This is a genomic window from Actinoallomurus spadix (assembly GCF_024055725.1).
Taxonomy (GTDB): Bacteria; Actinomycetota; Actinomycetes; order Streptosporangiales; family Streptosporangiaceae; genus Actinoallomurus; species Actinoallomurus spadix.
On sequence record NZ_JAMXMX010000014.1, the window covers coordinates 1 to 17,026 of the forward strand.

Annotated in this window: 17 protein-coding genes and 1 pseudogene; 12 read left to right on the forward strand and 6 right to left on the reverse strand. The window is 71.8% G+C overall.

The features are described 5' to 3' along the window. Window positions 1-996 (reverse strand): annotated as a pseudogene (locus NE235_RS21365) (serine/threonine protein phosphatase); the annotation flags it as partial. 281 nt (window positions 997-1,277) lie between these two features. Between NE235_RS21365 and NE235_RS21370 the strand changes: the two are divergent. The 3 genes from NE235_RS21370 to NE235_RS21380 all read left to right on the forward strand — a co-directional run bounded on the left by NE235_RS21370 (window position 1,278) and on the right by NE235_RS21380 (window position 6,055). Beyond that, the gene (locus NE235_RS21370; RefSeq protein WP_252805707.1) at window positions 1,278-2,297 is read left to right on the forward strand and encodes an SLAC1 family transporter; all 1,020 of its coding nucleotides are present in this window, start codon (window positions 1,278-1,280) and stop codon (window positions 2,295-2,297) included. 11 nt (window positions 2,298-2,308) lie between these two features. Next, the gene (locus NE235_RS21375; protein ID WP_252805709.1) at window positions 2,309-3,130 is read left to right on the forward strand and encodes an alpha/beta fold hydrolase; all 822 of its coding nucleotides are present in this window, start codon (window positions 2,309-2,311) and stop codon (window positions 3,128-3,130) included. A gap of 126 nt (window positions 3,131-3,256) precedes the next feature. After that, entirely contained in the window at window positions 3,257-6,055 is a 2,799-nt protein-coding gene (locus tag NE235_RS21380; protein WP_252805710.1) for a LuxR family transcriptional regulator, read from the forward strand. A gap of 93 nt (window positions 6,056-6,148) precedes the next feature. On the opposite strand, the gene NE235_RS21385 is transcribed toward NE235_RS21380, so the two are convergent. The 3 genes from NE235_RS21385 to NE235_RS21395 all read right to left on the reverse strand — a co-directional run bounded on the left by NE235_RS21385 (window position 6,149) and on the right by NE235_RS21395 (window position 8,711). Next, window positions 6,149-6,655 (reverse strand): PepSY domain-containing protein, encoded by a 507-nt coding sequence (locus tag NE235_RS21385; RefSeq protein WP_252805713.1) that lies wholly within the window; start codon window positions 6,653-6,655, stop codon window positions 6,149-6,151. A gap of 92 nt (window positions 6,656-6,747) precedes the next feature. Next, window positions 6,748-8,028 carry a HAMP domain-containing sensor histidine kinase gene (locus tag NE235_RS21390; protein ID WP_252805716.1) on the reverse strand — a complete coding sequence of 427 codons (1,281 nt, stop codon included), beginning with the start codon at window positions 8,026-8,028 and terminating at the stop codon, window positions 6,748-6,750. Then, on the reverse strand, window positions 8,025-8,711 hold the full coding sequence (locus tag NE235_RS21395; RefSeq protein WP_252805718.1) for a response regulator transcription factor: 687 nt from the start codon (window positions 8,709-8,711) through the stop codon (window positions 8,025-8,027). The genes NE235_RS21390 and NE235_RS21395 overlap by 4 nt, the downstream gene beginning before the upstream one ends. Window positions 8,712-8,811: 100 nt before the next feature. On the opposite strand from NE235_RS21395, the gene NE235_RS21400 reads away from it, so the two are divergent. The 4 genes from NE235_RS21400 (at window position 8,812) to NE235_RS21415 (ending at window position 11,888) form a co-directional block, all read left to right on the forward strand. Beyond that, window positions 8,812-9,303 (forward strand): hypothetical protein, encoded by a 492-nt coding sequence (locus NE235_RS21400; RefSeq protein ID WP_252805720.1) that lies wholly within the window; start codon window positions 8,812-8,814, stop codon window positions 9,301-9,303. 227 nt (window positions 9,304-9,530) lie between these two features. After that, a complete protein-coding gene (locus tag NE235_RS21405) occupies window positions 9,531-9,998 on the forward strand; it encodes a DoxX family protein (RefSeq protein ID WP_252805721.1) in 468 nt (155 codons plus the stop codon). A gap of 70 nt (window positions 9,999-10,068) precedes the next feature. Beyond that, window positions 10,069-10,431: a GNAT family N-acetyltransferase gene (locus NE235_RS21410; RefSeq protein WP_343886471.1), complete on the forward strand. Its 363-nt coding sequence runs from the start codon at window positions 10,069-10,071 to the stop codon at window positions 10,429-10,431. Window positions 10,432-10,658: 227 nt separating this feature from the next. After that, window positions 10,659-11,888: an acyltransferase family protein gene (locus NE235_RS21415; protein ID WP_252805725.1), complete on the forward strand. Its 1,230-nt coding sequence runs from the start codon at window positions 10,659-10,661 to the stop codon at window positions 11,886-11,888. A 29-nt stretch (window positions 11,889-11,917) separates the two neighbouring features. On the opposite strand, the gene NE235_RS38735 is transcribed toward NE235_RS21415, so the two are convergent. Together NE235_RS38735 and NE235_RS21420 are read right to left on the reverse strand one after the other, a co-directional pair. Continuing rightward, window positions 11,918-12,019: a DUF397 domain-containing protein gene (locus tag NE235_RS38735; RefSeq protein ID WP_406567613.1), complete on the reverse strand. Its 102-nt coding sequence runs from the start codon at window positions 12,017-12,019 to the stop codon at window positions 11,918-11,920. 17 nt (window positions 12,020-12,036) lie between these two features. Next, window positions 12,037-12,921: a helix-turn-helix domain-containing protein gene (locus NE235_RS21420; protein ID WP_252805727.1), complete on the reverse strand. Its 885-nt coding sequence runs from the start codon at window positions 12,919-12,921 to the stop codon at window positions 12,037-12,039. Between the two features lie 236 nt (window positions 12,922-13,157). Here NE235_RS21420 and NE235_RS21425 point away from each other — a divergent pair, with 236 nt between their 5' ends. The 5 genes from NE235_RS21425 (at window position 13,158) to NE235_RS21445 (ending at window position 17,021) form a co-directional block, all read left to right on the forward strand. Next, on the forward strand, window positions 13,158-13,463 hold the full coding sequence (locus NE235_RS21425; RefSeq protein ID WP_252805729.1) for a hypothetical protein: 306 nt from the start codon (window positions 13,158-13,160) through the stop codon (window positions 13,461-13,463). A gap of 76 nt (window positions 13,464-13,539) precedes the next feature. Next, complete coding sequence (locus tag NE235_RS21430; protein WP_252805732.1) at window positions 13,540-14,055, forward strand: ATP-binding protein; 516 nt, start codon at window positions 13,540-13,542, stop codon at window positions 14,053-14,055. 6 nt (window positions 14,056-14,061) lie between these two features. Beyond that, the gene (locus tag NE235_RS21435; RefSeq protein ID WP_252805734.1) at window positions 14,062-15,465 is read left to right on the forward strand and encodes an AAA family ATPase; all 1,404 of its coding nucleotides are present in this window, start codon (window positions 14,062-14,064) and stop codon (window positions 15,463-15,465) included. After that, complete coding sequence (locus NE235_RS21440; protein ID WP_252805736.1) at window positions 15,462-16,103, forward strand: DUF4276 family protein; 642 nt, start codon at window positions 15,462-15,464, stop codon at window positions 16,101-16,103. The genes NE235_RS21435 and NE235_RS21440 overlap by 4 nt, the downstream gene beginning before the upstream one ends. A gap of 459 nt (window positions 16,104-16,562) precedes the next feature. Further along, complete coding sequence (locus tag NE235_RS21445) at window positions 16,563-17,021, forward strand: universal stress protein (RefSeq protein ID WP_252805739.1); 459 nt, start codon at window positions 16,563-16,565, stop codon at window positions 17,019-17,021. Window positions 17,022-17,026 lie beyond the last annotated feature (5 nt).

Genomic DNA, 17,026 nt, shown 5'->3' on the forward strand with positions numbered 1-17,026 from the left:
GTAGAAGTCACCGCCGATCAGCTCGCTGCGCACCGACGCGCGGTACCCACCGGCGTATGCCACCCCGTGGACGAGCCGCAGTTGTGGCGGTAGCAGCTCGCGCATGAGGATCGCGGTGATCCCCGCCTGGTCGGCGTACACGCGGGCCGCCGACAGCGCCGCGCCCGCCCGCGCCGCGAACAGCCGGGCGAAGACCTCCTCATCGTCGTCGAATCCCCGCCGGTCGCTACGGCGCAGCAGGATGAGGGCGCCGGCCGGGAGGCCGTGCCCGGGCAGCGGCATCACCGCCACGGCGCCGGCCGGCCCGCCGAACCCCTCCGGCACGGCCCACGGCGCCAGGTCGCGCGGATCGATCCACCGGCATGGAGTGGGCGGGAAACCCTGCAGCGCCTCGCCCAGGCCCGGCACATCGGCGGGGTCCGCCCGCACCGTGCGGCGGGAGACCCGGCCCCCGCGGATCGCCTGCGCCACCGGCAGCCGTTTCCCGGCGAGGGGCGCGACGAGGACCGCGGCGTCGGCCAGGTGCTCGGTCGCCAGCCGGACCGCGACCTCCAGGCACCGGTCGAAGTTCAGCGTCGTCAGCAGGGCACCCGCCGCCTCCGCCCGAAGCGTCGCGCGCCTGCGCTCCGCCGCCAGCGCCTTCTCGGCCCGCCGCCGGGCGGTGTCCTCGACCAGCCACCAGATCACGTCGCCGTCCGGCGAGAAGGTCGCACGCGCCTCGAATCCGCGTTCCCCCGCCTCGCCCCGTACGGGCTCGCCCGGGGTTCCCGAGCGCACCACGGCGCGGTGCGCCTCCGCGAGCCACCCGGGCATCGTCTCGTCGAGGCTCGCCCCCGGCTCCGCGCGCGGGAACAGCCGGGCGGCCGCCTCGTTGAGTTCGACGACCCGGCCGCCGGCGTCGGCCGCCACCGCGGGGTACGGGGTCGCGGTCCAGGAGGTACCGGTCACCCGCCCGGTGACCTGCCGTTCCGTGGAGGCAGCGCTGGAGACGTCCACGCGTCGGGCCCACGGACGCGCGAGCCCTCACCACCTTCCCGATCGAGCGCCTTGCCGGACGACAACCGTCCCCCAAGTGAGGTATGGCGGATTTCGGTCTTTCCCCTGCCACGCTAGCCGCTCCTCCCGCGTGCCCGGTCCAGCGGCGTGGCCACCCACCATCAGGAGTCGCAAGTCATTCGACTTATGGACGTTTCACCATGTTGAGGGACATTAGGGACAACGGGACCCGCGGCCTCCGCCGACCCCACCTCCCCTCATCCGCATCACGAGGAGCCGCCGTGCCCGCCGACCACCCTGAGAACACGCGGCCCGCCACGGTCCGCCGGGTTCCGCTGAACCTGTTCGGCATGGCGTTCGGGATCGCCGGGCTGGCGGTCACCTGGCTCACCACCGCCCGCTACGGTCACGCCCCGCTGTGGGCGGGGCGGGCGCTCCTGGCGGTCTCGGCCGTGGTCTGGGCGATCACCGTGGTGCGCTACGCGCGGTACGCACTGTCGGTGCGCGGCGCGTTCGCCGCCGATTTGACCGACCCGGTCGCCGCCCCCTTCGCCTCCCTCGCGGTGATCACTCCGATGCTGCCGGCGGCGCAGGGCCTCCACGCCTACGACTCCCGCGCCGGAACGATCGTCTTCGACGTGTTCCTCGTGCTGACCGTGCTGTTCGGCGGATGGCTGACCGGCCAATGGATCTACGGATCCCTGAATCTCGACCAGCTCCACCCGGGGTACTTCCTGCCGACCGTGGCCGGCGGCCTGGTCGCGGCGGCCGGCGCCGCGGCGGTCGGACAGCGGACGCTGGGCTACGCCATGCTCGGCCTCGGTCTGATCTGCTGGTTCATCCTCGGCTCAATGATCCTCGCGCGGCTGTTCTTCCGCCCCGCGCTGCCGCCGGCCCTCTACCCGACGCTGGCGATCGAAGTCGCGCCCGCCGCCGTGGCGACCGTCGCCTACCTGTCACTGCGCGGCCCTCACGTGGACGTCTTCGCCGCGATCCTGGCCGGCTACGGCGTGCTGATGGTGCTCGCGCAACTGCGGCTGCTGCCCGCCTTCCTCCGGCTGCGGTTCGCCCCGAGCTTCTGGGCGTTCACCTTCTCCTGGGCCGCGGTCGCCACCGGCGTCGTGCACTGGACGCAGATCCTCCGCCCGCCCGGGTACCTCATCTACACCTACGCCGCGCTCAGCGCGGTCACCCTCCTGATCGCCGGCATCGCCGCCCGTACCGTGCTCGCCGCCTTCTCAGGGGGCGGTGTCCGCACCGGGCCACCCCATACCTCCACCGCGCTCGCCGAAGAACACTGAGAGGACCTTCCATGCCCACCATCACGACCGCCGACGGCACCCGCATCTTCTACAAGGACTGGGGCAGCGGGCGGCCCGTCGTGTTCAGCCACGGCTGGCCGCTGAACGCCGACGCCTGGGACGAGCAGCTGCGTCTGCTGGCCGAGAACGGCTACCGGGCCATCGCCCACGACCGCCGGGGGCACGGCCGCTCCGACCAGCCCTGGACCGGCAACGACATGGACACCTACGCCGACGACCTGGCCGCCCTCATCGAGCACCTGGACCTGCGGGACGCCGTTCTCGTCGGCCACTCGACCGGCGGCGGCGAGGTCACCCGCTACCTCGGCCGCCACGGCAGCGCCCGCGTCGCCAAGGCCGTCCTCCTCGGCGCCGTCCCGCCGGTGATGCTGCGGAGCGAGAGCAACCCCGAGGGCACCCCCATCGACGCGTTCGACGGCATCCGCGCCGGTGTGGACGCCGACCGCTCCCAGTTCTACTGGGACCTCAGCGAGAGTTTCTACGGTTTCAACCGCCCCGGGGCGGCCGTCTCCGAGGGCGCCCGCCGCGCCTTCTGGCTTTGGAGCATGCAGGTCGGCGTCAAGGCCGCCTACGACTGCGTCGAGCAGTTCTCCGAGACCGACTTCACCGAGGACCTCAAGGGCATCGACATCCCGGTGCTGATCGCCCACGGCGACGACGACCAGATCGTCCCCATCCAGGCCGCCGCCCTCAAGACCGCCGAACTGGTCAAGGACGCCACCCTCAAGGTCTACCCCGGCGCGCCCCACGGCCTCTACGGCACCTTCCGGACCGCATTCGAGAAGGACCTCCTGGAGTTCATCCGCGGCTGATCCGGCCCGAGCCGGGCCCGCGTCTCCTCCTCTGGACCGAACGCTCCTCGAACCATCTGAACCCGCCTTTTACTCTTGAAGCTCGCGATCGCGCGATTTCGCGGGTGACGGGACAGAGGAGCAGGAATGGTTCGCGGGGGCGATGCGGGCCCGCCCGTAATCGGGATCATCGGCCGGGAGGAGGAGCTCGCCCGCGTCCGCCGGCTGCTCGATCCGGCGGACACGGATCGTTCCCCCTCGCTGCTGGTCGTCGGCGAGCCCGGCTCCGGCAAGAGCACGCTGCTGGACGTCGCCGCCCATGAGGCCGAGGACCGGGGCCTGCGGGTCCTGCGGTGCCGGGGCCACGAGGCCGAGACCGGGCTCGTCTTCGCCGGACTGCACCAGTTGCTGGGCCCGAGGTCGGCCGAGATCCAGGAACTGCCCGGTCCCCAGCGCGACGCCCTCCTGCGGGCGTTCGGCCTGAACGAGGCCGAACCCGCCGGCGCGGCGGGAGAACCCGAGCGGCTGCTGATCAACCTCGCCGTGCTGACGCTCCTGTCCGACGCGGCCTACCGGCGACCGCTGCTGGTCGTCGTCGACGACGCGCAGTGGCTCGACGCGTGCTCGCTGGACGCGCTGGCCTTCGCCACCCGGCGGCTGGCCGGCGAACCGGTCTCCGTCCTCGCGGCCGCGCGGAGCGAGTCCGTACCCGAGCAGTTCGGGGCGGAGTTCCCCCGGCTGTTCGTACCCCCGCTCGCCGAGGCCGCCGCGGGCCGGCTGCTGGACGTCCAGCCGTTCCCCCCTGCGGGGCCGCTGCGCAGGCAGATCCTGCGGCAGGCGGCGGGCAACCCCCTGGCCCTGGTGGAGCTGGCCAGGGCGACGGCCGACTCGCCGGCCTCCCTCGCGGACGGCGCCGTCGAGAGACTCCCGATGACCGCCCGGCTGGAGCGCATCTTCGCCGACCGCCTGGCACGGCTCCCGGAGGACACCCGGCGCGCGCTGCTGTTCGCCGCCGCCGCGGACGACCCCGACCTGCCCGCCGCGCTCCTCGCGTCGTCGGCCGCCGCCCCGGACGGCGGGATCGAGGCGTGGCTGCTCGCGGAGAAGGCCGGCCTCGTCAGCCTGGACAGCGGCCGCGTCACCTTCCGTCATCCGCTGATGCGCTCCGCGGTGTACCAGGCCGCGTCGTTCGCGGCCCGCCGCGAGGTCCACCTCGCCCTGGCGGACGCGCTCGCCGGCAACCCCGACCGCCGCGCCTGGCACCTCGCGGCCGCGGCCCTCGCGCCCGACGAGACGATCGCCGCCGCCCTGGAGGCGACCGCGGACCGGGCGCGCCGGCGCGGCGGCTACCGCGTCGCCGCGGCGGCGCTCGAACGCGCCGCGCGGCTCAGCCCCGACCCCCACCGGCAGGCAGGACGCCTGCTGGAAGCCTGCGACCTGGCGATGCACGCGGGCCGGCCCCTGTGGGTGGAGCAGCTCACCACCGGAGTCGTCGCCGCCACCGACGACCCGGACCTGCTGACCGAGGCGGCGCTGTGGACCGGCTGGGCCCTGGGGGCCACCACGCGCCAGAAGGCCGCGCTGTCCCACCTGCTGCCGCTCGCCGCGTCGACCGCCGGCACCGCGCCGGCCGTCGCCCTCACCGCGGTCCGCCACGCGGCCATCGTCATCTACAACATGGGAGACGAGGGCTACCGCCGCGAGGCGCTGGACCTGCTGGCCCGGATACCGACGGACGCCGGAGAGGACCCCGATCAGACGTGGCCACGGGCGGCCCTCGACCCCTTCGGGGACCGGCCAGGCCACCTGCGCCTGCTGGACCGGGCCCTCGCCCTGCCGGACCTCGGCGCCAACGAGCTCAACGAGATGGGGGCGTGCGCCTGGGTCCTCGACGAGACCGCCACCGCCGTCCGGCTGTACGGCGAGTCCATGGAGCACCTGCGGCGCGTGACCACCGCCGGATCCAACGCCACCCTGGGACAGGCCCTTGCCATCGCCCAGTTCGAGAGCGGAGCGTGGGACGCGGCCGAGGTGACCGCCGACGACGCCCGCCGGGTGGCCGCCGAAAACGGCCTGGACATGGCAGGGCGGGCCGCGAGGTACGTCGGCGCGGCACTGCTGGCGCTGCGCGGCGACACCGGCCGGGCGCGCGAGCTGATCGACCGGGCGGTGGCCGGCATCGACCCCGCCGAGAGCCGCGCGCTGCAGGCACGCGCGCTGGCCGTACGGGGCGCCATCGCGACCGCCGAAGGCAACCACCCGCTGGCGTACGAGCTGCTGCGCGGCCTGTTCACGACGGATCCCGATCCGGTGCCGCTGCATTACCACGCCTCCTACTACGGCCTCGGCGACCTGGCCGCGGCGGCCGTACGCGCACGGCAGAGGAAGGACGCCGCGCACGTGGTCGACTCCGTCGAACGCCGGCTGGCGGGCCGGATGTCGACACGGCTGACCCTGCTGGTGCACCGGGCGCGGGCGCTGCTGGCCCCGGCCCACGAGGCCGAGGAGCACTTCCAGACCGCGCTGGCCGGCCCGGCGGGCGAGCAGTGGCCCTTCGAACGGGCGCAGACCCGCCTGGAGTACGCCGAGTGGCTCCGTCGCCGCCGCCGCACCGGCGAGGCCCGCACGGCGCTGACCCAGGCCCTGCCGGTGTTCGAGCGGCTCGGCGCGCGGCCGTGGGTCGCGCGCACCACCGCCGAGCTGCGCGCCTGCGGGGTGACGATGCCCGCCGGGAGGGAGCCGGCACGGCAGGTGGAGCGGCTCACCGCGCAGCAGCTGCAGATCGCACGGCTCGCGGCGAGCGGGCTGACGAACCGGGAGATCGGGGAACGCCTGCTCCTGTCCCCCCGCACGGTCGGCTTCCACCTGTACCAGGTGTTCCCGAAGCTCGGCGTCACGACGCGCGCGCAGCTACGCGACGCCCTGAACGACGCGGAGCTCGGCTGACGCGTCGCCGTGCCGGCCGGCGATCGCCGGAGGCCGATCGTCTCGATCGCTCCGTGCTGATCGCCGGCCGGATCCGGCCGACCGGCCGATGGCTCAGCGGCCGCCGCGGTGGTCGTCCCCGCCCGGGTGGTCGTGCCGGTGTCCGCGCGACGCGTGCCGGACCTCGTTCTTGATGATCTTCCCGGTGCGGGCGTCGATGAGGAGTTCCCGCTGGACGCCCTTCGCGGTCAGCTTGACCTCCCAGGCGGGAGCCCGCCGGTCGCCGTGGAACTCGGTCGAGGTGACGCGCGCTCCGGGGACCGCCTTGCGCGCGATCCTCCCGGCCTGCGCGGCGCTGATCCTGGCACTCGCCGCGGCGACCGTGTCGTCGTGGTGGCTTCCGGCGGTGTCGTCGTGGTGCCTTCCGGTGGTGGAGTCGTCCCGGTGACGGCCGGTGGTGGAGTCGTCGTGGTGCCTTCCGGCGGTGGTGGAGTCGTCACGCGTGGCGGCGACGGCGGTGGCCGGCCGGGGGTGGTGATCGTCGGCGAGTGCGATCCCGCCGGCGGTGGCGATGGCGGTGGCGGCGGCGAATCCGACGCCGAGGATGGTGAGACGGCCCATGGCGGGTGTCCTCCCGATGGTGGGGTTCGGTTACGGGAGTCAGATTGCCGCCGGGGACGATAAGCCCGTGCTGCGGCGTGGCTAAGGGCGGGCTAAGAGATCGCGGAAGGCGCGGGCAGCGTCATGGTGATCTGCGCGCCGCCGCTCGGGGAGCGGCCGAGGGTGAGGGCGCCGCCCGCGGCGTGGGCCGTACGCCGCGCGATGTCGAGGCCGAGTCCGGTGGAGGCGCGGCCGCTCCGGCCCCGGCCGGGCAGTCCGGCGCCGGGCAGGCCGGGGCCGTCGTCGCCGATGACGATCCGGGCCCCGCTCGTCGTCGCCTCCAGCCGCACGGTGAAGGCCGTGGCCTCCGGGGTGTGCGCGAAGACGTTCTCGAGCAGCGCGTCGACGGCGGCGGCCAGTTCGTCGCCGTCGACGGCGACCGGGACCGGGTGGCCGGGCAGGACGGTGCCGACGGGGCGGTCCTGTTCGTCGGCGAGCGCGGACCAGTAGGCGACGCGTTCGGTGAGGACCTGGCGCGCGTCGCACCGCCCGCCGGATCGGCGTGGGTGGCGCGTGTCGCTGATGATCTGGTTGACCGTCCGCTCCAGCGCGTCGACGACGGTGGTCACCCGCTCGGCCTCGGCGGGGTCCCGGAGCGATTCGGTCTCCAGCCGCAGCGCGGTCAGGGGGGTGCGCAGCCGGTGCGACAGGTCCGCGGCGGCCTCGCGTTCCCCGGTGAGCAGGTCGCCGATGCGGCCGGCCAGGTGATTCAGCGCGGCGCCGACGTCACGGATCTCCGGTGGCCCGCCGGGCTCGATCCGGGCGTCCAGGTCGCCGCCGGACAGCCGCTGGGACAGGGTGGCCAGGGCGGTGACGGGTACGAGCATCGACCGGGCGATCGCGTCGGCCACGACCAGCCCGACGCCCAGCAGCCCGATCCCGAGCAGGCCCAGGATCAGCCAGGCGCGCAGGACCCCGGCGCGCAGTTCGGCGGTGGTGACGAACGTGCGGATGACGATGGTGCCGGCCGGGGCGCCCTGCACCGCGACGAGGATCTCGCGTCCCCCCGGCGCCTCGGCGGTGACGCTACGCCCGCGCGCGGCCAGTTCCAGCGCCCGGCTGCGGGGCGCCGGCGCGCCGATGAGGCCACCGCCGGCGGGCCAGAACACCGTGATCGGGTACCGACTCGTCGCCCGGGCCTGGGACACGGTCAGCTCGACGGTTCCGCGATCGGCCGTCGCGACGACCGGTACGAGCGACTGGGCCGCGGTGGTGGCGGCCGTGGTCGCCCGGTCGGCGGCCACCTGGCGTACGAGAAGTGCCAGGGGCACCAGGAACGCGATGAGGACGAGGGAGGCGGTCGCGGCGACCAGCCGGAACAGGCGGCTCCTCATGCGCCCGGGTCAACGATCTTCACGCCTGCTCCCCGTATCGAGTGCAGGTAGCGGGGTTCTTTCGCGGTCTCGCCGAGTTTGCGGCGCAGCCATGCCACGTGCACGTCGACGGTCTTGTCCGCTCCCCCGTACGGGGTCCGCCAGACCTGGGTCAGCAGTTCACGCTTGCTCACCACCTGCCCGGCGCGGGCGGCCAGGTAGTGCAGGAGGTCGAACTCCTTGGGCGCCAGTTGGAGCGGCCGCCCGTCCAGGTCGGCCTCCCGGGCCCTCGGGTCGACGCGCAGCGCGCCGACGACGACCGGCCCCTGCTCGTCCTGACGGTCCTCGGCCCGGCGCAGCACCGCGCGGATCCGCGCGTCCAGTTGCCCGGCCCCGAAGGGCTTGACGAGGTAGTCGTCGGCCCCGGCGTCGAGTGCCCGGACGATCTCGCTCTCGTCGTCGCGCGCGGTGGCCACGATGACCGGCACCCGGCTGACCCCCCGCAGCATCCGCAGCACCTGCGTACCGTCCAGGTCCGGGAGGCCCAGATCGAGCACGACGAGGTCGGGCCGTGCGTCGACGGCCTGTTGCAGGCCGGTCATGGCGGTGGCGGCGGTGGTCACCGCGTGACCGCGTTCGGACAGCGCCCGTACCAGCGCCGTCCGCACCGACACGTCGTCCTCGATCAGCAGTAGTTGCGGCACAGACCAACCGTAACCAGGTGATCGGCGGCAGAGCAGGTCATAGCACTGCCTTATCAGCGTCTTATCAGGCTCTTAGCCGTGTTCGTGGCAGCCTGTCCCAATGACCAGACGCGTCCTGATCGGGATCACCGCCTGGGCGGCCGCCGCCGCGGTCTCGACCGGCATCGGCATCGCCGCGATCTCCGTGCTGGGCGCCGGCATCACCGATCGCGGTGTCCGCCCGCTGACGTCCGACCAGGTCGACCGGGCTCTGGCCGCCGCCACGACACCGGCGCCGGCGACCACGACGCCGGCCCCCCCGACCGCGACGCCGCCCCCTCACGCCACGGGCGGCGCTCCCACCGCCGGGACCACCCGGGCGCTGTCCACCTCGGGCGGAAGCGTGCTGGCCCGCTGCGGACCGGCCGACACCGCCTATCTGCTCTCCTGGACGCCGGCCCAGGGGTACGGGGTCGACGACGTCGACCGCGGGCCGGGAGCCCGCGCGTCGGTGAAGCTGGAGGCCGGCCACGGTCGCAAGCTCGTCATCCAGGTGACCTGCCGATCCGGCGTTCCGACCGCGACCACCACGGACGGCCGGCGGCACGACTGAGCGTGTGGCACGACCGAGCCGCGCGACGCGGTGCCGGGGCGCGCACGGGAACGCCCGGTACGGTTCCGCGTCGGTCAGACGATCTGTTCCGGCTCTTCCGCGTCCTGGGCGGGGGTGTCCGCGGGCCGGAGGCGGACGCAGCATTCGCCCGGCCGGGGGGCGAGGACGGCCCGGAGGCCGGTCAGCTGAGCGGCACCACGCTCCTCACCGCGAGGGATCGGGGATCCATGGACGCACTGGACCGCGCGCGACCGTACGTACTGGCGCTCTACCGGATCATCGTCGGCTTCCTGTTCGCCTGCCACGGCGCGGCCGCTCTGTTCGGCGTGCTCGGCGGCGCGCCCGGCCGCGGCACCGCGGTCCCGGCCGGCGTCTGGCCCTACTGGTGGGCGGCCCTGATCGAGTTCGGCGGCGGGATCCTGGTGCTCGTCGGCCTCGGTGGCAGGGCGACGGCGCTGCTCTGCTCGGGCACGATGGCGTACGCCTACCTCGTCGTGCACCAGCCCCGGGCGCTGTTCCCGCTCCAGAACGCCGGGGAGCCCGCCGTCCTGTTCTGCTGGTCCTTCCTGCTGCCCGCGGTGTTCGGCCCAGGCGCGTGGGCCCTCGACGGCGTGGTGCTGCGTTCGGCGGCCGTCACCGGGCACGGTCACGCCGGCGCGATCGAGCCCCGGCGGTTCCGGCCGGGCAGGCGATGACGCCACCGGCGTGAGACCGTGGTGCGGCATCACCGAGCGGGTGATGCGCGCGTCGAAGACCGGGAGCGGTATGCCGGTGTCGTGCCTCGACCGCACACCGTACGCAGGGAGGGAACGCTCCATGACCGCCACCGTCCGTGACAACCCGGCCGAGAACCGCTACGAGATCGAGGAGGACGGGCAACGGGTCGGGATCGCCGTCTACAGGCTCGACGGTGACACGATCGCCTTCACCCACACCGAGGTCGACCCCGCATTCGGCGGCCGCGGTCTGGCCCGGCGGCTCGTCACGACCGCGCTCGACGACGCCCGCCGGCGCGGGCTCGCCGTTCTCCCATTCTGCCCGTACGTCCGGAAGGTCATCGCCGAGAACGCCGAGACCTACCTCGACCTCGTCCCGCCTGCGCAGCGCCACCGCTTCCGGCCGGCCTGAGGCCACGGCCGCCCGCCCGCCGCACCCGGCGGCCGGCGGGCCGGCCCGCGTCCCGGACCGGCGCGACCTGCGGTGATGAGCGAACGCCCCGGTAAGGTGGCGCTAGATCAGCGCCGCAACGGCCGCTTCGGCGAAGCGGCTCTCACCGAAGGGGCCGTGGTATCCGCTTCGTCCTCCATCGCGCCGAGCCCGCCCGTGGGAGACCCCTCGCCTCGCCCGCTCCCCGGTTGGCCTGGCTCGACCTGCTGCGGGGGATCGCGGCCATGGTCGTCGCGCTGCACCACGCCACCTACTACTACGTCCCGCGATGGCGAGCGGGGCTGGGGATCGACTGGTTCGATCCAGGGCTGTACGGCGTCCTGGTCTTCTTCCTGGTCAGCGGCTTCATCATCCCCGCCTCGCTGGAGCGCCACGGGCAGGTCCGCCGCTTCTGGATCGGCCGGGTGCTGCGCATCCACCCCCTCCTGACGACCGCCTGCGCGATCACCCTGCTGCCCTACCTGCTCGGCGTCCGCGGCCTGCGCGCCGGACTGGAGGCGTACCGGCCGGGGACCGCCGTCCTGGCGCACCTCACCATGCTCCAGGACGTGCTCGCGGTGCCGAACGTGATCAACGTGCTGTGGACGCTGTCGTACGAGATGCTCTTCTACCTGCTGGTCGTCGCCCTGTTCGTCACCGGGACGCACCGGCTGTCCGCGCCGATCGCCGTGACGCTCGCGGCCGCCGCCGTCCTGGTCGGCGGGCTCCTGCCGATGGCGGCGCTGTCGCGAACGGCCGGGGTCGGGCCGGTCACCGCGCTGGCCGCGCTGGTCATGGTGACCGCGATCGCCGCGGCCGTCTCGGCCCGGCCGTCCGTACGGACCGCGGGCGGAATCCTCGGTGGCGTCCTGGCGATCGTCCTGGTCGGCGTGAACGGCCGCATCGGCCCGTGGGAGAGTCTGATCATCCTCGCCGTGATGTTCACCGGCACCGCGCTGTACCGCGCCGAACACGGCCAGATCCACTCCCGTACGGCGGTGCTCTCGGCGGCCGTCGTCCTGGTCTGCGCGGTGACCGCCGGTGCCCTGCACGCCCGGGTGAGCATGGCACCGGCACAGGCCGACGCCTTCGCGGTCTACTGGAGTGGTTCGCTGCTCCTGGCCGCCCTGACGTTCGCCGGGGGCCGGGCGCTGCGCCACCGCCGGATCCCCCGGTGGCTGACCGGCCTGGGCGCCATCAGCTTCTCGCTGTACCTGCTGCACCCGGTGCTGCTCATGCTATCCGACCAGTTCGGCGGCACCCCCGACCATGACGACGCGGTCCGCCTCACCGTCTTCGTCGCCGTCCTGATCGCGGTCAGCGCTCTGACCTACCGGTACATCGAGCTCCCGTTCCAGCGCCTCGGACGGCGCATCGGCCGCCGCACGGCCCCGGCCGCCCGGATCACCGAACCGGCGCCGGACAACGTGTCCTCATAACCTCAGCGCTGGCCCTCGCGCCACAGAGATCACCGGGCAGTCATAAGCTGCACCTCGACACAGTTGCCATTTTGGCTACTCCTGCTGCTCTTCCGCCACAAATCGTCGGAGAGTTCCGAATTCGGGGGCATTCGTCTACCTCTCTGCACTACTCGGAAAGATCCTTGGCCGCCTCACCGATGAGCGCTAGTGATTCATCGGGATGCAGGGCTGCGGCGACGAGTCGGTCGAATGCGACCGTATAGAGTGTAACGTCCTCGGGAGCTTCGAGATAGATCTCGCCGGCGAGGGTCTCGATATAAACCACGTTGGGATCGGCCGGTTCCGAGAAACCCAAGATGACGAACGGTCCGGTCGTTCCTGCGTGCGCGCCCGCATGGAACGGAACCACCTGAATCGTGGTCCTGCCCTCATCGGCGGCTTCCATGAGCCGGTACAACTGCTCACGCATGATCTTCGGGCTGCCGACGACGCGCCGGATGGCGGCTTCGTCGATGACCGCCCACAGACGAGGGCGCTGGGGCTGCTTCAGGATTCCCTGACGAGTTGATCTGACCTGCACACGGCGTTCCACGTCATCGCGGTCCAACTCGCGGGGACCCCCGTGAAACGTGGCCCGCGCGTACTCCTCCGTCTGAAGGAGTCCAGGGATGACCAACGGCTCGAAGTTTTGTACGGATGCGGCAGCAGACTCGAAGCCGATGTAGGCCGCGTAGGGGTCAGGCAGCACGTCGCGGAACGAGTGCCACCAACCGGGCTGACGAGCCTCGCGGGCAAGTTGGAGCAGACCTTCGCGCTCGGCACCCACGATGCCGTAGAGCTCCAGTAGCGCGCGCATGCTTCGGGGCTGTGGCACAGAACGACCGGTTTCGATTCGAAAGATCGTCGACGTCGACCATTCCAAGCGGCCGGCCACCTCTTCCCGGCTTAGATGCAAAGCTTCGCGCCGGCGAGCGAGTTCGAGTGCCAGCTGACGAGCGCGCAGCGTCGAACTGCGATTCGCTCCGTCTTGCCGGGATTGTCGCCGCGACATCCTTGATCCCTTCGCTCGATTCCGTTTGCACTATTGCATCGCCCTGCTCACGGTGCCATGCTGCCCACATGCTGTCACCGGCCGGATGCCGAGCGTGGCCTAGTTGATGAATGTCGATGTGAGCACCATGCCCTATCGCTCGATCACGGCCGATCAGCCTTAAGCAGAGAAATCCGCCTTGCGGGACTGTGACCACGGTCCGGCCTCCTTCCATGAATCACACAGAAAGGACGCTCATGGCATCTGTTCCAGTCAACGCTCATGGGTCACCCAGAGAAGGCATCGCATCTCTGGAGAGGCTCGCGGAGCGGCTGCGGGCGGAGGGGTGGTACGCGCGGGTCATCGCCTCCGAGGGACAGGCGGCTTTACTGCGGGTGGTGAACCCGCTCGCACCGCCGCTGAACGACGACCTCGCGCTGCGGCGGGACCAGGCGGGGCTGTGGTGGTTCTGCTGGTCGTTCGGCGACCGGATCGCCCACGTCGACAACCTCGACATCGCCGCCGCCCGCATCACCCAGGTCCTCGGCTACCCCGAAGCCTGAACAGGCCACCGCGGCGGCCGGGTCTCCCCCGATGCCCGGCCGCCGCGGTCACTCACACCTCCTGGAGGTCCCAGCCATGTCCCCCGAGTGCACCGCCGGCCCGTCCCGCGAGCAGCAGTGGTCCTGCCGTCTCGACGGCGACGCCTACGCCGTCGTCACCGCCCGCGCCCTGGCCACCGCCGTCCTGGTCGGCTGGGACGCCGACCTGGTCGAGGACGTCGTCCTGGTTACCAGCGAACTGGTCACCAACGCCATCGCCCACGGCGCCGCCCCCGTCGTCTACGCCCTCACCGTACGGAAAGGCGACGAGCCGGCCATCGTCGTCGACGTCACCGACGCCTCGGCGGACCTGCCCGTACAGCATCTGCCCGGCGAGGTCGGCCACTTCGGCCTGTGGATCGCCGAAGAACTCGCCCGCGTCACCGTCCACCCGAACCCGCCCGGCAAGACCGTACGCGCCACCTTCGACGTCATCAACGCAAGCCTCCTGCCGTCGCCTTGTAAGAGGCCGATTCGCTGCCCCTGCCGAGGCGGCACGCTGGCGGTACAGGACGACATGGCGCTGGGCGCGTGGGATGCTTATCGGGGGTGAGAAAAGATGTTGACGCGGCTTGAGGTCGACGGGTTCAAGAACCTGTTGGGCCTGGAGATCGATCTAGGCGCCTTCACCTGCATCGCAGGGGTCAACGCAACCGGTAAGTCCAACATCTTCGACGCAATCCAGTTCCTCAGTCTCCTAGCGGACAAAACGCTTTTGGACGCCGCGCAGGAGGTTCGCGGTGTTCACGGCGACCGCCTCGGTGACCCCCGTGACCTGTTCTGGAATGGCTACGCGGCCGGTGCGCACCGGATGAGCTTCGCCGCCGAGATGATCGTGCCGTTGCAGGTCGAGGACGACTTCGGGCGGTTCGCCAAGCCCACGACCTCCTACCTTCGATATGAGCTCGAGCTCGGTTACCAGCCGCCGAGCGGCGCGGAGAAGGTCGGCAGACTCGTGCTGCTCGCTGAGAACCTTCGGCACATCAACCTCGGAGACGCGGCCAGGAGGCTCCGTTTCCCGCACAGCGCGGGCAAGTTCCGCAAAGCCGTGCTCTCCGGCCGCCGTAGCGGCACGGCCTTCATTTCGACCTCGTGGGACAACGGGCAGCCGATCATCAGCATCCACCAGGACGGCGGCAGCAGGGGACAGCCCAAGCCAGCGGCGGCGGCACGTGCCCCGGCGACCGTCGTCAGCACGGTGACGAGCAGCGACGATCCGACGATCCTCAGCGCTCGCCGTGAAATGCAGTCCTGGCGGCGGCTCGCCCTCGAACCATCCGCGCTTCGTACCGCCGACCGGTACGTCGATCCGCAGGTCATGGATGTCACCGGACGACACCTGGCCGGTGCGCTGCACCGCATCGCGTACGAGGACGGCGACCCCGAGCGCGTTTACGCCAGAGTCGCCGGACGCCTCGCCGAGCTCGAAGGCGTCGCGGTGCGGTCATTGAAGGTCGAAGAGGACGATGTCCGGGAGCTCTTCACCGTCCACCTGACCGAGTCCGGGGGGCTCACGCTGCCCGCCCGGAGCCTGTCCGAGGGCACGCTGCGGTTCCTCGCCCTGTGCGTCCTCCTCGAAGACACGAGCGTCACCGGCCTGCTGTGCATGGAGGAGCCGGAGAACGGCATTCACCCCGCCAATCTGACCGCGATGGTCGACCTCGTTCGGGACCTCGCCGTGGACGTGAACGGAACCCCAGGAGATGACAACCCGTTCCGGCAGGTCATCATCAATACTCACTCGCCGAACGTAGTTCAGCTCGTGGACCCTCGCGACCTTCTGTTCGCTGACGCGGCGATGCGCCAGGCACCCGATGGCACCGTCACCCCCGCACTTCAGCTACGGCCGCTCGCCGACACCTGGCGTGTCGCAACGTCGACCATCCCCCCGGTGACACGCGCCGACATCCTCCCCTACTTGACAGAGCCACCCGGGGCCCAGTTGCGCCTGGAGATCGCGTGACGCTCAGAGTCCTGTTCCTCGGAGAGGGCACCAGCGATAGCGGCATCACCGTTCACGTCCAGCGAATCGCCACGGAGAGCGGCGTGGACGTAGTGATCACCGACCCGCTGATCGACCGCCTCGGTCGCCCACCGAACAAGACCGTCGCCGGAAAGCTTCAGGCGATCAAGGATATCGGAGGCGTCTACGATCTGGTCGTCATTCATCGGGACGGTGACCGCGACGGCCGAGAAGCTCGCGTAGCCGAGATCGAGCGGGCCGTCGCCGATGTCATGCCCGAGGCGGTTCACGCCCCGGTGATCCCGATCCGGATGACCGAGGCCTGGCTGTTGCTCGACGAGCGGGAGATTCGGCAGGTTGCCGGCAACCCGAACGGCAAAGCGGCACTCGGCCTGCCCGCTGTCCGCAAGGTCGAAACGGTCCCCGACCCCAAGGCGACGCTCAAGGAAGTGCTCTGCCGCGCCTCTGATCTGAACGGCCGTCGACTCGACAAGTTCAAGCAGCGATTCCCTCATCACCGACGACAGTTGCTGGAGCGCATCGATCCGAACGGCTCCATCGCCCTGGTGCCCTCCTGGTGCGACTTCGTCGCCGACCTGACGAAGGGACTGGAGATCGCCGCGACGAGGAACGGTTGAACGAAGGTCGTGCCACCGTCACGGTCTCGATGCAAGGCTGCTCCCGCCACTTCCTGGAGTCCTTGCCCTCGTGAAGCGGCGGGAGCGGCTGGGCGGGCCTGTCCGTTCTGAGTCACTGAACGATGCGCGTCCAAGGTGTCCCGGTGAGATGTGGCCGCAGGGACGGAACGTGTAGTCCGGCGGGATAGTCGGTCGACTTTTCCCTACCGAACGTTAACAATCTCGTTACCGTCAGTGATTGTCACTGGTCATCCCACCGAAGCCGGTGGCGACGGGGACTTGTCGTACCTGCTTAGGAGCGCGAGATGCCGGGACGCACGCCAATCGGGTCGTCGTTCGAGGGTTCGGTGCCCGGAGTCGCCCGTGCTCGCGTCGGCGCCGGGTGGCGTCGCGCAGGGCGCCGTTCCCGGCTCGGCGAGTTGCGGCCCGGGCGGGCGGACTTCGAGGCGATGCTCCGGCATGGGCGGTGAGACCGTCCTGGTGGGCGTGGACGGCGGCGACTCGGGGCGAGCCGCCCTGCGCGCGGCGGCGGCGTACGCCGCGCGAGACCGCGTCCGGCTGCGCGCCGTCCATGTCCGGCCCGGCCCATTGCCCGGCGAGTGGCTCGGCTGGCCGTCGATGGAGCTGTACGACACGGCCTGGCGTGACGCCCTCGAACTCGACGCGTGGCTATGCTGCACGCTCCTGCTCGGCGGGCAGGGCCTCGACTGGGAGTTCGTCGCCACCGAGGGGAGGCCGGCCGATGCCCTGCGCGAGCGGGTCCGGCTCGATGCCGCGTGCGCGGTGTACGTCGGCGCGCGGGTCCGTTCCCGCTGGGCGGCGCGCCTGCACCGGTGCACGGCGGTGGACCTGGCCCGCAGGTGCGCCTGCCCGGTACGTGTGATCCGCTTCGCGGGCCCCGGTTCGGTGACACCGTGAGCCGA